The following is a 15258-nucleotide window of genomic DNA, read 5'->3' on the forward strand; positions in this document are numbered from 1 at the left end:
TAACGTTGAGATGGGCGTAGAGCTTATCCACCCAATCGCTATGGACAAAGGTCTTCGCTTCGCTATTCGTGAAGGCGGCCGTACTGTAGGCGCTGGTGTTGTTGCTAACGTATTGAACTAAGCATTAACCTGTCAGAGTAATCTGATAGTAGTTAAGCAGTTCGTGAAAAGCCGCTCTCTTTATTGAGGGTGGCTTTTTTTTGGGTGAAATAAGTTGATTAAGTGATATGAGCAAATAAAAATCAGCGCACCGACTTTTAGACATGATATATAGCAAGCGTAGGATGGGCTAGCGGCAGCTTAACTTACCAAGTCTTTGATTCAAAGTCAGATGGTGGGTTAGCCAAAGCGTAACCTACCAATCTATACTTTGACTCCTACGCGACTAGTTTAACCTCTAATATAGGAGTTAGTACTAAACCGCTTATCGATCTCGATTTATAGACCCTGCGTAGAAAAGCCCAACTATTTAATAGTTGGGCTTTTTTGTTCCAGCAAAAATTTAATCAAGGCTCGTAACCGTAAAGGCCGAAATTTATTAGGCAACAAAGTCAGCCAAGCCGTACCCTGAAACTTGGACTTTAATTGCCAATTGGGTAAAACCTCTATTACTGTACCTTTGCTTAAAGCGTCCTCAATCACAAAATCAGGAAAACTTCCGATTCCTAAATCATTCAACACACCATCTAAACGCATACCCGCATGGTTCACGACATAACGTCCACTCACTGTAACGGTTATTTGCTCGATGGGCTCTGATGATATGTCAGTGACTTGCACAAATCGCCATTGATTGTCCTCAGGTGTCTCTCCTAAGTAAAGACAGTCATGATTTTTTAGATCTAGCGGATGCGCTATGGCGTATGAGCTCGACGCTAAGTAGCGCGGTGTCGCACATAACACCTGACGTACTTGCCTCAAGGGTTTAGCAATCAAGTAATCGGACGGTGTTTCGCTTATCTCTATCGCGCAATCAATAGTCTCGCGCAATAAATCTAAAGCATCATCCGTGACCTTAATATGCAAATTGATATCAGGATAGTGCTTAATAAAGTCTATAAATTGTGACCCCATCATATGACTGGCAAAGCTATCAGGTACACCTATCGTTACATCGCCTGCCAGCACCTCGGCGGATTGATTGGCAACCTCCACTGCAAGGTTCGCTTCATCTAACATATTTTGACAATGTTTTAAAAATAGCTCACCTGTGTTCGTTAAACGCATACTACGCGTGGTGCGCTCAATGAGTTTTGTACCTAGCTTATCTTCAAGTTGGTGAATACGCTTACTGACAGAGGAGGGGGTCATCTGTAACGCTTGCGCCGTCGCGCTAAAGCTACCTGACTTAGTAACGTCTTCAAAAATCGCCATATTTATAAGAATACTATTTAAGGTGTTTTTGTTCATCAATCATAAACCTATCAATAAGAATCGATATACAAAAATAAGACTGGCTCATTTGGCAAAACTGTTTAGCGCAATCAGTCATTCTAAGACTGCTAGAGCTTAGGTAATCTATTAGGTACTGTATCTCTAAGTGCTTTGTTTAATGAGCACCTTGCTAAGACCGACCTCTAGGATAAACCGAGACAATGATTAAAACTGTGAGCAATAAATTAAACAATAGACAGCTTTTGTTACTATCCGATATCTGTTTAATCTTAGTTGCTATGCTTTGGGGGTCGAGCTATGGTGTTGCTAAACTCAGCCTACAATATTATCCCGTTCTTGGATTTTTAGCCATACGCTTCGGGCTTACCAGCATAATACTGGCGCCTGTGTTAATAGGCGTCTACAAACAACACACCGCACAACTAAAACGCACGGTCGCAGCAGGTCTGCCACTTGGCACAATTTTACTCGCCATCTTTATATTTGAAACCTATGGTCTGTTTTATACCAGTGTCGCCAACGCCGCTTTCCTAATTAGCCTGTGCATTATCATGACGCCGTTTATGGAATGGTTAATTCTAAAAACCCGTCCGCATAAACTCGTTTTTATATGTGCCATTCTATCACTACTGGGTACGTATTTTTTAACGATGGACGCTCAACATAGCGCTGGCATCTCGCTCAATCTAGGCGATAGCCTTATATTACTAGCTGCAATTGGCCGTGCACTGATGGTAACCATGACCAAAAAGCTTATTGATAATAAGTCTGCAACCATAAAAATAACAACAGAAATTGCTCAACCTATCTCACCACTTGCACTAACGGCGGTGCAATCTATCGTGGTCTTTATTGGTTGTTTGGTGATGTTTTTAGTGATTAACTTACTGTCGGGCGACTCCATTATGCCAAGTCTACCTAACAAATCAGCTTTTTGGCTACCGACCTTTTATCTTGTTATCTTCTGTACCATCTTCGCTTTTTTTGTGCAAAACTGGGCTGTAAAAATCGGTTCACCCAGTCGCGCATCGCTGCTCATGGGTAGTGAGCCTATATTTGGGGTATTGTTTGCGGTGCTGTTATTTAACGAACACGTTGGGGTATTAGGTTGGTTAGGAGGTGGGCTAATTACACTAGCATCTGTACTATTGGTTGCAAGAGGGCGGTAAACACCAGATTATGCATGTTTGTAGAGCAAGCGTAGGATGGGTTAGCCAAAGCGTAACCCACCAAATGTATAACTATAGTCAACGGCGGGTTATGTTTCTTCTTCACTCTCTATGAGATTTTGAATGAGCTATGCTGAAGAAACTGTACAAGTAAACTTGGTAAACTAAGCATATTAAAAACTTTACGGTAAGGTAAAAAGCTTTGCTAATATAAACCCTATTCGTAAACACATCTAATAGAGAAAAAATGCTCACTATCGAATTACTCAATAAAAAATCATCTGAATCTCAAAGCATTATTCAATCTGTTGCAAATATTGAAACTATGCTTCAACCACAAGACGCTTGGTCGTATCAGACAATAATAGACTTGCTTGTACAACATAGTATTGATTTATTAGTCGTTTATAAAAGTGATAAAATCGTGGGTTATTGCCTGTATCAGGTGGTTTTTGAGCAAGCAGAGATCCTGCGCATCGGCACGCATCCTGATTACCAACGCCAAGGTATTGCCTCGCAAGTTTTTGCTAAATTGAATACTGAGTTGATGAATAATAAGGTGGAAAATTTACTATTAGAAGTACGCGCAGACAATTTTTCAGCGATTGCTTTGTATGAACAGCAAGGGTTGGCAGTGATTCATCGGCGTAAAGGCTACTACCAAATGCCTTATCGCCCAGCCATTGATGCATTGATTATGCAGCGTGTGTATCTTTAATAGCCATAAATAGTACAGATGCTATTGGATTGATAAACGTTAGGAATGAAGAAAGGCTTTAGATTACTCGGGGATGGTCTTTTTACAGACTTCAATATCGAGCTCATAGTCACTATCTGCTTGCATGCGTTCTAATATTTCGATGCGCTCGCTTAAGAGCTCTACCATGACATTGATATTGGCCTGCTGTTTTTTGACTTGAGCCAGTTTTTGCTGAGTGAGACTTAGCTGTAAATCAATATCGAGCTGCCCATCATAATAGTCATTAAGACTGTCTCTGATTTCAGTGAGTGTAAAGCCAATAGCTTGTGCGCTCTTAATCAACTCAATGCGCTCAATGCATTCAGGATGAAACTCAGTATAGAGCCGTGAGCCTGCTTGTCGCTTACGCGACTTAAGTAGCCCTAGCTCATCATAATGACGCACGGTGTCTTTGGTGGTATTGGCTTCGCTCGCCAGCTTTCCAATTAATAAAAATGATGTATCAGGTGCCATAATAACCTCGTTGTTTTGTCGCTGTCACAACCATCATGATTTGAGCTGCCAAGATTCCTTGCTATCAAGGAGCGATACACTTAGGGAGTTGTGAGAGTTCTTTTGCCACTTGACTGAATGAGCGGCTATTAGCGTATCCAATTGGGAAAGAAATGCAGCACGTGATAGGGTGGTTGCACCTAAGCTCATGAGATGCTCATTGGGTAATTGGCAGTCTACGAGCGCCACGTTGCTCTGCTCACATAAGCGCATCAAACCCCAAAATGCTAACTTAGAGGCGTTGGATGCACGGTGAAACATCGACTCGCCAAAATAGATATTGCCTATTTTTAATCCGTACAATCCACCAATGAGTGTGCCTGCGTCATCCCAAACTTCGATACTATGTGCAAATCCATAAGCATGTAGCTTGGTATAAGCCTCGATCATCTCATCATGAATCCACGTGTGCTCGCCCTCAGGTAGGTCATCACTGCGCGGTAAACTACAGGCATGAATAACGTCATCAAAAGCTTGATTGAGTGTCACTTGCCAACGCGCGCGGCTTGCTTGCTTGCGTAGAGATTTGCTGGGTTGATAGTCGGTCGGCACAATCACGCAGCGCGGTTCAGGGCACCACCAAGCGATAGGCTCATCTTCATTAAACCAAGGAAACAATCCTTGCGCATAAGCAGAGATGAGCGTCTCGGGCGCTAAGTCGCCGCCCATGGCGACGATACCCACTCCATCAGGATCAATAGAAATAGGATCAGGAAAGTCATAACGCCCAAGACTTTTTAAGGTCTCAGGCGTGATAAGCTGCTCATTGTTATTGGCGTTGTACTGTGAGAAGCTGTTCATTTAGTCTTCTTGATCAGCAGTCAGCGTTGACGCATAAGTATGGTCTAACGCAGTGGCTTCGCCAATCGCATCCAAGTATTTTTCAGCATCAAGCGCGGCCATACAGCCAGTGCCAGCAGAAGTGATGGCTTGACGATAGACGTGATCAGCCACGTCGCCTGCTGCAAACACACCCTCGATACTGGTTTGTGTGGCATTACCATTTAGGCCACTGTTAACGATAAGATAGCCGTCTTTCATGTCGAGCTGCCCTTTGAATAGATCGGTATTAGGCTTGTGACCAATGGCGACAAACATACCAAATACATCTAGTTGCTTAGTACTGCCATCGATCATAGATTCAATAACGACACCATTGACACCCATGTCATCACCGACGACTTCTTTTACTTGATGGTTCCATTCGATTTTGACGTTGCCATTCTTGGCTTTTTCGAACAATTTATCTTGTAAGATTTTTTCAGAGCGTAAACCATCACGGCGATGTACTAACGTGACTTCAGAGGCGATGTTAGATAAATATAGTGCTTCTTCGACTGCTGTATTACCACCGCCAATCACCGCGACTTTTTGGTCTTTATAAAAGAACCCATCGCAAGTGGCACAAGCTGACACGCCTAAGCCTTTAAATTTGGTTTCTGACTCAAGCCCCAAATACTGTGCAGACGCACCCGTTGAGATAATCAAGGCATCACAAGTATAAGTGCCATTGTTACCCGTCAATTGAAAAGGGCGTTCACTCAGATTGACATCATTGATATGGTCATAGACCAATTCTGTACCAAAACGTTCAGCATGAGCCTTCATGCGTTCCATCAGTGCAGGGCCTGTCAAATCATGAGCATCGCCTGGCCAGTTGTCGACTTCGGTGGTGGTGGTTAATTGTCCACCCACTTCCATACCAGTGACCATAACGGGCTTGAGGTTAGCGCGCGCAGCATAGACCGCGGCAGAGTAACCCGCAGGGCCTGAGCCTAAAATAATGAGCTTTTCGTGACGTGGAGCAGTAGTATCAGTTGCCATGAGTGGTTCCTTGCAAAATATACGAATTAAAAATGTGAGTGATAAATATAATAAAAAGACAAACGTCAAAAGGTGCGACTAATATAGTTTTTCTAATTGCTATGAGATAATAACATAAGGGCACAGCGCACAAAGTGCAAGTTTGCTAAAACGAACACAGGTATCATTAGAATCAAAGAATAAATAGCTTTGGAATATAAGTGCAAAAAACAGAGGCTATTTTATAGAATTTAGGCAATACAGTGAGCAATATTTTGCCACTAGTGTTTCGCTAACCAGCTGTTTTCTTGCGCAAAGTGTCTATTGATTTACTTTCTTACACGCTTTCTTTATAAGACTGTCGCCACTACACCTATGTATTTGTTATTATAAGAAGTTATGCCAAGTGTAGTAGGAGCCAAGCGATAACGGTTGTTTAAAGGCTCTATGATCGGCACATGCCAAACAAACACTTCGCTCGGTACATTTATGTCAACACTTTATGTCAGCATGATTAGGCTTAGTCATGCACTGGCGACCATTTAGTATTAATAACAAGGCAGATTTTACGTGATATCAGCACCGCTTATTGAGTATTTAAAAAAGGGAATATTTACCCTCCTTGGGTTAATACTGGCTGTTTATCTGTTTGTCATTTTGATGACGTATACAGGCAACGATCCTAGTTGGTCGCACATCAGTAGTGACATGACCACCATTAATAATATGGGTGGCGAGATGGGGGCGTGGTTGTCTGACCTGCTTTATAGCTTTTTTGGTTTTGGCGCATGGTGGTTGTTGGCGTTTGTGGTCTATGAGTCTATTCTTATTTGGTGGGACAATAAGCCGACGTTTTGGTTGCTACGCGTAGTCGCTTACGTATTTTTGATTCTAAGTGCCAGCGCCTTATTTGCGCAGTTGGTCGCTTTAGTGCAGCAAATAGCAGATCCAGTTACCACAGGTCTGACAGGGGTCGCAGGTGGTATCATCGGTCTCGAACTGCAAGCGCGTTTGGCTCAATTATTGTCGCAGTGGGGGAGTGTGGTTTTTTTAACGGTATTCGTAATTATTACGGCGACCTTTGCTTTTAATATTCATTGGCTAGCGATATACCGAAAAATCATGACCCTGTCATGGCTTGGTTCTGGTGTAAAAAACCAAGATAGTCAGTATGAGAGTGTGCAGGCCGCTGAGAAGAGTCGTCAGCAGCATAATGAAGCCCTAACCGACGAAAAGGTATCGCACGTTGTTCCAGAGTATGACCAGCTGCCCCTTGAGCTGCAAGCAACTGAGCATGAGGATAATACGCAACAATCCGATAGCAGTGGTCGCTTTAATCATGTACTCACCGAATTTTTAGCGAGTTCTGGTTTGGGTGCCAGTGTAAAAGCTTCTATGGCAGCAGCCACGCAAGTATCCGCAGTGGGTGAGGGCGAGCATTTACAAAGCGTACCTGCCACGCCTAGCAGCGCTGGCGTAAGCAACTTTAGTGATAACAAGGTATCTGCTACCCCAAGCCCTGTCACGACTCCTAGCCGTAAAGTAGAGCCGAGCTTTGCTTGGAATGATGCCAATACTGTTGATGACTTATTGGCAAGCGATATGGCTATTTACGACCAGAGCATCCACAGCGCCACTCATGATGCTGATTCTGCTACTCCTGCTTATATCAATAATGCTGAGTCGCCAAAAGAGACAGCAGTGTCTATAAACACGGCAACAGATACGTCAACAGACATGGCAATGCTAGAGCTGGAGACACCAAGCGCGAGCTCTACTGTCAATCCTAATAAAGAAGACGTCGAGCAAGCAGTTACAGAGACAGCAAGCAAGCAAATCGCGCCTAATTTTGCCGATGAGTCTCAGACTATGGCATCAGATGACAGCCATGCAACAGATGAAACGAACGAAACGATTGCTACATTGGCAGAATCTTGGTTGTCAGAACATGCGCCTGTTTCACCTTCTCAAGAAACAGAAGAAGATACTAATAAACCTGAACAGCCAGCACTAAAAACGGCAGTAGAGAATACTTATGACGCCTCTGCTGGGTCATCAGACCAGTTAGCAGACAAGTTATCAAATGAAGAGCAATGGGAAAGTTCATTGTCAATACAAAGTCCTGCTCCAGAAGAGAATGGTGTAAGTATCGTCGCACCAGTCGCTGATATGACGCCGACCAATACGCCACCGACCAACCCAACATTACCTCCTAAGGTAGAAACTAACGTTTCAGCGCCAGCTGCTGAACCGATAGCCGCATCTAAGCCAACGGTCAGCTTTGCGGTGCCAGAGGGTGATAGCGGCAACCATATTACGGATATGATGCCTGAGGATGACAGCCGCGATGACGATAGCGATATACCCGTTATGCCGCATATCAGTGACGATGGCGCTTTTAGTCAAAAATCACGCTCGATGCAAACCGCCGCCTATCGCAGTAGCTTAACGCCTATCCCAGAGATCTCTATTTTAGATAAGCCAGATCCTGATCGTAAGCCAAGCTATACCATCGCTGAGCTTGATAAGTTGTCTGAGCTATTAGAGATTAAATTACAAGAATTCAATGTTAAGGCCGCAGTAGTCAATGCCATTCCGGGTCCTGTTGTTACCCGCTTTGAAGTCGAGCTTGCTGCTGGGGTAAAAGCCAGTAAAGTTACGGGCATTTCACGTGATTTGGCACGGTCATTATCAATGGCATCTTTGCGTGTGGTTGAGGTCATCCCGGGCAAGCCTTATATCGGTATCGAAGTGCCGAACAAACAACGCGAAATGGTGCGTTTGATTGAGCTGTTGAATACCGAAAAATTCCAAGATCCTAAAGCCCAAATCAGCATGGCGATGGGTAAAGATATCGGTGGTAATGCTATTATTACTGACCTTGCGCGCGCGCCGCATATGTTGGTTGCTGGTACGACAGGTTCTGGTAAATCGGTTTTGGTTAACTCAATGCTACTCTCTATGCTACTCAAATATACACCGAACGAGCTGCGCCTGATTTTGATTGATCCAAAGCAGCTTGAGCTGGCAAACTATAACGATATCCCGCATCTACTGACGCCAGTCGTTACCGATATGACTGAAGCCGCCAGTGCTTTGTCATGGTGTGTGGCAGAAATGGAGCGCCGTTATCAGCTGATGAGCTTATTAAAGGTACGTAAGCTTAACGAGTTTAATAAAAAGGTCATCGCTGCTGAAAAATCGGGCAATCCAATGCTCGATCCATTGTGGCGACCTAATGATAGCGTGAGCATCAGCCAAGCACCAAAGCTCAAAACCTTGCCGATGATTGTCATTGTCGCGGATGAGTTTGCCGATATGATTATGCAAGTCGGTAAACAAGCTGAAGAACTGATCACGCGCTTGGCACAAAAATCACGCGCGGCAGGCATCCATTTAATGCTTGCCACTCAGCGTCCATCAGTCGATGTCATTACTGGTCTAATTAAAGCCAATATCCCTGTTCGTGCAGCGTTACGTGTGAACTCAAAAGTGGATTCACGGACGATTCTAGACAGTGGCGGTGCTGAAGACATGCTTGGTAATGGTGACATGCTGTTTTTAGGCCCAGGGCAAATTGAGCCAGACCGTGTACATGGGGCGTATGTCAGCGATGAAGAGGTCAATCGTGTCTGTGATGCTTGGCGTGAGCGCGGTGCGCCTGATTATATTGATAACATGGCAGGCAACTTTGAATTGTCTAGTCCTGGCGGTGGTGGTAGTAGCGGCAATGCTTCTGGTGAGGATGATGACCTGTATAACGATGCAGTGGCATTTATCATGGAGACGCGAAAGGTCTCTGCCTCTAGTATCCAGCGTAAATTTAGTATCGGCTACAACCGTGCCGCTCGTATCGTTGATTCAATGGAAGAGGCCGGATTGGTCAGCTCGATGGGTAAAAGCGGCAAACGTGAGTTGTTGATGTAAAAGATGGTAAGTTTGATTGATTATAAAAAGCGAGTCACGAGAGTGGCTCGTTTTTTTGATTCTCAGGTCTGATATTAAAAATCACATAGTGAACGTTAAAATATTTCATTGAAACTTAAAGATTACTCCTGTATAAAATAGTGAACATTAGTTTTTTATAGCCAAATTGAGTGTGTCGTCATGGAGGACGCTGATAGTGCATATGCGAAGTATAAAAGGTATTAGACCTCTTGCAAAAGTAGTTTCAAACCTCAAAGTATATAACTGAATCCTAAATATTCAATAGACATGCCAAATATAGCCAAACTACTTGAACAGAATGATGCAGGTTTTAAACGTTATACCGGCATCCACAAAGCCACTTTTGAGAAAATGCTAGAAGCCATGCAAGAGCATGAAGCTTCCAAGACCAAATCAGGTCGTCCAAGTGAGCTTAGCTTAGAGGCGCAGATTTTACTAGCACTGACCTATTGGCGTGAATACCGAACCCTTTATCATATTGGTGTGGACTTCAACGTTCATGAATCCTCTGCCAGTCGAATTGTCAGAAAAGTAGAAGACGTCCTTATTCACTCAGGCAGATTTGATTTGCCACGAAAACTGCCACACGGTAAGCCTGAAAATATTAATTGGTCAGCGATCATCATTGATGCAACCGAAACGCCCATTGAACGTCCAAAAAAAACCAAAAGCAGTACTACAGTGGAAAGAAGAAACAACATACCTTAAAAGCGCAAGTCATCGTACATTGGCAAACAGGACTGATATTGGATGTGCAAACCTGCAACGGTTCAGTACATGACTTTAGTCTTTATAAACAAACTTGTCCTGATTGGCTGCCTGAAAACACCAGCTATCTAGCAGACAGTGGTTATCAAGGTATAGCCAAGCTACATAATCAGACCTTTATCCCCTTTAAGAAACCAAAAGGCGGTGAGTTGCTAGCGCTTTGCAAACAGGCCAATCAGTATTTGGCAAAATTTCGTATTCTGGTTGAGCATAAAATAGGTCTGATTAAGCTATTCAAAATTGTGGCTGAACGCTACCGTAATCGACGTCAACGTTATGATTTAAGAATGAAGCTGTTCGCAGGACTGGTAAATCTTGAGCTTAATATCTGACTTTTGCAAGAGGTCTACTCAGTATTAAGCCAAACTAGAGCATTATTCAATTTATTAGCTGTTTTGTAATTATCATTATTATCACGGCTGCAAAAGCAACATTTCGAATTAGAATAGATTGTTGAACTAAATGCGTCACTGGATTTACTTGCTGATGGTATAAATACTGATTCTGTATAGTTAATTGTTCGTTCAACATCTAAAGCTTTGTGTAGAAGAGTTCTTTTTTTAGCTTCTAAATCAACTCTTTTATCTAAAAGAGTATTAAAATTTACTAATGAGTTATCGTTAGTTCCATCAGTAACAGTATCATTATTTGTATTGAAATCTTTGTCAGCTATGAGCTTTAAATAACGCTTATTATTTTGATATATATATTCAGCGGTTGCCTTCGTTTCCAGAAACAAAGGAGTGTTTGTAGTTGCAAAATAAACATCTAGAATTGATTTTATTCTAGCTATACGGCTGGACTCTTCCGATTCATTTTTCGTTATCAGTCTTTCAATTGCTTTTTTTCTCGAATTAAATCAGACAGTTGTTGTTTCAAACTAAAGTATTCACCCTTGACGAATCCAACAAAAATTTTAAATTGGTCAATAGTATCTTCTCTTTTTTTGTTCTCATCAAATCTATAAAATATAGCATGCTTATTGGCTATCAGGTTCTGATGCTGCAACAAGAAAGGCATAATATTACGTATAGAAGGTCTTCCTTTTCTAGCATTATTTTTTCGGTATTCTCTATCTTCTAGGTCTTCCTCTATATCATCTATAGTTAAATTGAAATATCTACCTAATTCTGGATTAAACTTTTTTTTGTCTCGTATTTGATACTCTTCCTTAAAATAACTACTATCAATATCTTTAAGGTTTGGAGCTACGGACACTTCATTAATGTAACGGCTATCATCGACAAGATTCCTTGCAACAACTAAGTATTTTAAGTTTAATGATAGTATGGTGAAAAACCACGTTCCATGCTGTGTAATTTTTCCGTGTGGGATATTATTTTCTGAACTCCCCATACAATAATCAAAAATCTCTAAAATGGCACTTTTACCTGTTGAAGACTTACCAGTAATTATGTTTACTCCTAACCCAAACTTAACATAATGTACTTTGTCGATGTTATCGACCATCCCTATAGAGATAACATGCGCTTTCATACACTTTTAATCCCAAGTAATCTATATATAGTAAGTACATCCAAATCCCCTAAAATATTATACATTTTCTGGGATGCTCTGTAGGACTTGATTAAGTTGCTTTGTATATTTTTAGGATTTTCATCAACCGTAACAGACAAGTTGTCATTAATAACTATCCAATCACTATCTATTGCGTGTTGTATACTGTGGCGGGTTATTTCCTTGTAGTATTGAACGTCATCTGCAAGACCTATTAGGAGATTCTGTTTGCTTTTGAAAGTATGTACAGAGCTTCTGACAGTACTCTTATTTAAAAAATCTCTTCTATCTACATTAAGAACTAATGGAAGTAATAAATAACAAAATAAGTAGTTATTTTCGGACTCTGTCACAGAATCAAAAAAATTAGTGAATAGTGGAGCCATGATGAAAGGGTTATTGTGGATAACATATAGGCTATCGGTAAGCTTAGTCATTGATCATCTACCTTTAGTTTCCATATCATGTCATCATTTTCATTAATCAATTCATGTAAATATCCATTTCTAAAGAATACAGGGGTATCATTATAGTTTTGAAAAGGAGTCGCAGGAGTGGCTAAAAACTTCAGATAAAATCTTTTAGAATCTTTGATCTGTGTTTCTATTTTGGTATCCAAAGACGATAGTCTATACTCTGCTTTGTGTTGGTTTATCAAGTTATCTTCATAACTTCTATAATCTCTATTTTCATACCCCTGCATTTCTTCCGACACAGTTTTTCTTTGTCTATAAAAGTGTTCAATGGCTTCTATACTAATCTCATCATCATATTCAATATCATATATTTTTTTAACGAACGGTAATTCCAATGCTTTTGCTTCTTCTTCCTCACTTGGTTGATAACTTACATAAGTAGCTGGAAACGATAACACTTTGGAAATTAGTTGTTGACTGATTCTTCTCTTTTCCTCAGTAAACTCTTCATACTTTATTTTACCATTAGATTGAGCTATCTGATTATGCACATAACCTATTAGCACCTTTATATAACTCTTATCCTTTCCATCAGACAGGAAACTAGCGTGAGTTTGACATAACCTTTCATGTATTTCAGTATAGCTAGGCGCTTCAGTAATCAGGCTGAACTTTTCTAAAACAATCCTTAGATTACCTCTGTTACTAGCTGACATTACTATTGTAAGGTAACCTAAAGTCGTATCACTCTTAACTTTCTGACTTGAGTAATCATTCTGTATTGTTTCCAACACTTTTATCTTCGATTCGACACTTTTTTCATTAAAATTTTTAAATAAACTATTTTCATTTAATTTCTGAGTAGTAAGTAAGATAAGTTCAGAATATGATTTAAACTTATCATTGTCTAACCAATTGCTTACAGTTTTCCAAAAGCTTTGACTAAGATTATTTAAACTGCCCTGTTCGTGTTTGACTTCAACTTGTGATTCATCTTCAACGGTCACATCACCCCAAATTTCTATGTAGAGTGTTTGATCTTCTGTCAACTCTAAGCATTTTTCTAAAGCAACTAAGTTTTGATAAGTAATACCTTGTACAGAGGCAATAGCGTTATTTTTTAGTTTTGACATCTTTTTATATCCATTTTATGCATGGTAACGACCTAACTTTACCATACATATATCTGCCGAAAATATACTTAATTAACTTTAGTTTGTTTATTAACGCCCCTTAAACTCAGCCTCACGTCTCTCAACCATCGCCATCACGCCTTCTTTTGCATCTTCTGAATGAAAGAGCGGTGGCAGATAGCTATGGATATTCGCCAATGCAGTCGCTGCACCATTGCGACTGGCATCTTGTGCTGATGACAATGCCCCTCTCACACCTAGCGGTGCTGCCTGACAGATCTCTTGCGCCAACGTCAGTGCCCGCTCGAACTCAGACCCATTAGCCACCACTTCGCTGACCAAATTCAGTCTATCAGCCGTTTGCGCATCGAATGCTTTACCAGTAAGTAAATACGGCATGGCTTTTTGCCAGCCTGCTGCTGCGACAAATCGTACCGTCGCGCCACCAAATGGCATGATGCCGCGTTGGACTTCCATTTGTGCAAAGTTGCAGTTATCACTAGCGATGACCACATCACTATTCAGCATCAGCTCGATAGCCACAGTAAAGCACGTACCTTTCACTGCCACGACCACAGGCTTGGTGCGCAATTTTCCGCTAATGCCCCACGGGTCGATTTGGTTATCGTCAAACTCAAACACACCGTCATTTAGCTTGTCTTGCAGCTCTACCAAATCCAGACCTGCGGTAAAATGATCTCCATGAGCAAATATTAAGGCACAGCGTAAATTGTCATCTTCCTCATAGCGAGCGAGCGCTTCAGATAACTGCGCAATCATATGACTGTCAAAGGCGTTGCGTTTATCGGCACGATTTAGCCCGATCAGGCAAATATGGCCGTCTGTTTCTTGTGTAATGCGATTGTCTGTGCGGTTATTATTTTCCATAGTCATGGTCTTGTCCTTTTTAGAATGCTAGTTTGCAGGGTTCACCCTATGCCAAATCAATATTGCTAAAGATTTATTCGACTTACTTTTAATATAGACATACGCCCTCTGCAACGCAAGCACCGTTTTCGCGTTGATGAATAGCTGACATCAATATTAGTTGACCTGATTTGCGATAAGTGCAACTATTATTCAAACTAAGACATGACTCAGAGTATTTTATGGAATTTTGGCACGGTTTTTTGCTGATCACTAGCGTCCATCTACTCGCTGCTGCCTCTCCAGGGCCTGATTTTGTCTTGGTATCACAGCAGACATTGGCAAAAGGTCGACGCACGGGTTTGATTTGTAGCCTTGGTATCACTTTTGGTTTAGCAATACACATTATCTATTCGGTGCTGGGACTGGCAACAGTGATCGCCCATTCACAGCCGCTATTGACCGCTATTAAATGGTTGGGTGGTAGCTATCTGATTTATCTCGGATGGCAAGGTATTCAAGCCAAACCGAAAAAACCATTAGATTTAGCAGATTCAGAAAATGTACGCATTGATACTTCAAACACTAAGTCTACCGAGCAAGCACAGCTGCTTTCTACCAAAAAATCTTTTATTAATAGCGACTCAACTTTCGCCATTCTGCGTCGTGGCTTTTTTTGCAATGTGTTCAATCCAAAAGCGCCAGTGTATTTCGTGGCGATATTTACCCTCGTATTGTCACCTGACATACCGCTTTGGCAGTTAGCAATCTATGGCGTATGGATGATGGTCTTGCAGATGGCATGGTTTAGCACGGTGGTGATGTTACTTTCTATCCCTGCGATTCATCGCCGCTTTCAACGCTTTGAGCATTGGATAGACCGCGTCTTGGGGACAGCCATGATTGTATTAGGATTAAACCTCATTTTGCGTAGCCGATAAGACATTCGTTACATGCAAAATCTGCTAAAATGGTGCATTATATTCAAA

Annotated in this window: 14 protein-coding genes and 2 pseudogenes; 7 read left to right on the forward strand and 9 right to left on the reverse strand. The window is 41.6% G+C overall.

Annotated features, from left to right (window positions below; all coding sequences use genetic code 11):
- Positions 1-121, forward strand: a pseudogene (locus RH96_RS14725) (elongation factor Tu); the annotation flags it as partial.
- Positions 122-465: 344 nt separating this feature from the next.
- Here the strand turns inward: RH96_RS14725 and RH96_RS02965 are convergent.
- Entirely contained in the window at positions 466-1410 is a 945-nt protein-coding gene (locus RH96_RS02965; RefSeq protein ID WP_010197131.1) for a LysR family transcriptional regulator, read from the reverse strand.
- 197 nt (positions 1411-1607) lie between these two features.
- On the opposite strand from RH96_RS02965, the gene RH96_RS02970 reads away from it, so the two are divergent.
- Both RH96_RS02970 and rimI read left to right on the forward strand, forming a co-directional pair.
- The gene (locus RH96_RS02970; protein WP_227500933.1) at positions 1608-2564 is read left to right on the forward strand and encodes a DMT family transporter; all 957 of its coding nucleotides are present in this window, start codon (positions 1608-1610) and stop codon (positions 2562-2564) included.
- 247 nt (positions 2565-2811) lie between these two features.
- On the forward strand, positions 2812-3282 hold the full coding sequence (rimI, locus tag RH96_RS02975) for a ribosomal protein S18-alanine N-acetyltransferase (protein ID WP_010197133.1): 471 nt from the start codon (positions 2812-2814) through the stop codon (positions 3280-3282).
- Between the two features lie 63 nt (positions 3283-3345).
- Here rimI and RH96_RS02980 read toward each other — a convergent pair whose 3' ends face one another.
- Genes RH96_RS02980 through trxB form a run of 3 tightly spaced genes read right to left on the reverse strand, consistent with a single transcriptional unit; the run spans position 3346 to position 5640 of the window.
- Entirely contained in the window at positions 3346-3777 is a 432-nt protein-coding gene (locus RH96_RS02980; RefSeq protein WP_010197134.1) for a MerR family transcriptional regulator, read from the reverse strand.
- A gap of 33 nt (positions 3778-3810) precedes the next feature.
- Positions 3811-4617 carry a leucyl/phenylalanyl-tRNA--protein transferase gene (aat, locus tag RH96_RS02985; RefSeq protein WP_010197135.1) on the reverse strand — a complete coding sequence of 269 codons (807 nt, stop codon included), beginning with the start codon at positions 4615-4617 and terminating at the stop codon, positions 3811-3813.
- On the reverse strand, positions 4618-5640 hold the full coding sequence (trxB, locus tag RH96_RS02990) for a thioredoxin-disulfide reductase (RefSeq protein WP_010197136.1): 1023 nt from the start codon (positions 5638-5640) through the stop codon (positions 4618-4620).
- A 549-nt stretch (positions 5641-6189) separates the two neighbouring features.
- Between trxB and RH96_RS02995 the strand changes: the two genes are divergently transcribed.
- The 3 genes and pseudogenes from RH96_RS02995 to RH96_RS03005 all read left to right on the forward strand — a co-directional run.
- Complete coding sequence (locus RH96_RS02995; protein ID WP_010197137.1) at positions 6190-9546, forward strand: DNA translocase FtsK 4TM domain-containing protein; 3357 nt, start codon at positions 6190-6192, stop codon at positions 9544-9546.
- 288 nt (positions 9547-9834) lie between these two features.
- Positions 9835-10275, forward strand: coding sequence for a transposase family protein (locus tag RH96_RS03000; protein ID WP_010197138.1), 441 nt, complete (start codon positions 9835-9837; stop codon positions 10273-10275).
- A gap of 8 nt (positions 10276-10283) precedes the next feature.
- A pseudogene (locus RH96_RS03005) lies at positions 10284-10667 on the forward strand (transposase family protein); the annotation flags it as partial.
- A gap of 14 nt (positions 10668-10681) precedes the next feature.
- On the opposite strand, the gene RH96_RS14930 reads toward RH96_RS03005, so the two are convergent.
- From RH96_RS14930 to RH96_RS03025, 5 genes are all read right to left on the reverse strand, one after another.
- A complete protein-coding gene (locus tag RH96_RS14930) occupies positions 10682-11074 on the reverse strand; it encodes a hypothetical protein (RefSeq protein ID WP_010197140.1) in 393 nt (130 codons plus the stop codon).
- An 86-nt stretch (positions 11075-11160) separates the two neighbouring features.
- Positions 11161-11832 (reverse strand): AAA family ATPase, encoded by a 672-nt coding sequence (locus RH96_RS03010; protein ID WP_010197141.1) that lies wholly within the window; start codon positions 11830-11832, stop codon positions 11161-11163.
- Complete coding sequence (locus RH96_RS03015) at positions 11829-12290, reverse strand: three component ABC system middle component (protein ID WP_010197142.1); 462 nt, start codon at positions 12288-12290, stop codon at positions 11829-11831. Before RH96_RS03015 ends, RH96_RS03010 begins: the two co-directional genes overlap by 4 nt.
- Entirely contained in the window at positions 12287-13402 is a 1116-nt protein-coding gene (locus RH96_RS03020; protein ID WP_010197143.1) for a hypothetical protein, read from the reverse strand. Before RH96_RS03020 ends, RH96_RS03015 begins: the two co-directional genes overlap by 4 nt.
- A gap of 90 nt (positions 13403-13492) precedes the next feature.
- On the reverse strand, positions 13493-14296 hold the full coding sequence (locus tag RH96_RS03025) for a crotonase/enoyl-CoA hydratase family protein (RefSeq protein WP_010197144.1): 804 nt from the start codon (positions 14294-14296) through the stop codon (positions 13493-13495).
- Positions 14297-14511: 215 nt separating this feature from the next.
- Here RH96_RS03025 and RH96_RS03030 point away from each other — a divergent pair, with 215 nt between their 5' ends.
- Positions 14512-15210, forward strand: coding sequence for a LysE family translocator (locus RH96_RS03030; RefSeq protein ID WP_010197148.1), 699 nt, complete (start codon positions 14512-14514; stop codon positions 15208-15210).
- Positions 15211-15258 lie beyond the last annotated feature (48 nt).

It is taken from the genome of Psychrobacter sp. PAMC 21119, assembly GCF_000247495.1.
GTDB classification, from domain to species: Bacteria; Pseudomonadota; Gammaproteobacteria; order Pseudomonadales; family Moraxellaceae; genus Psychrobacter; species Psychrobacter glaciei.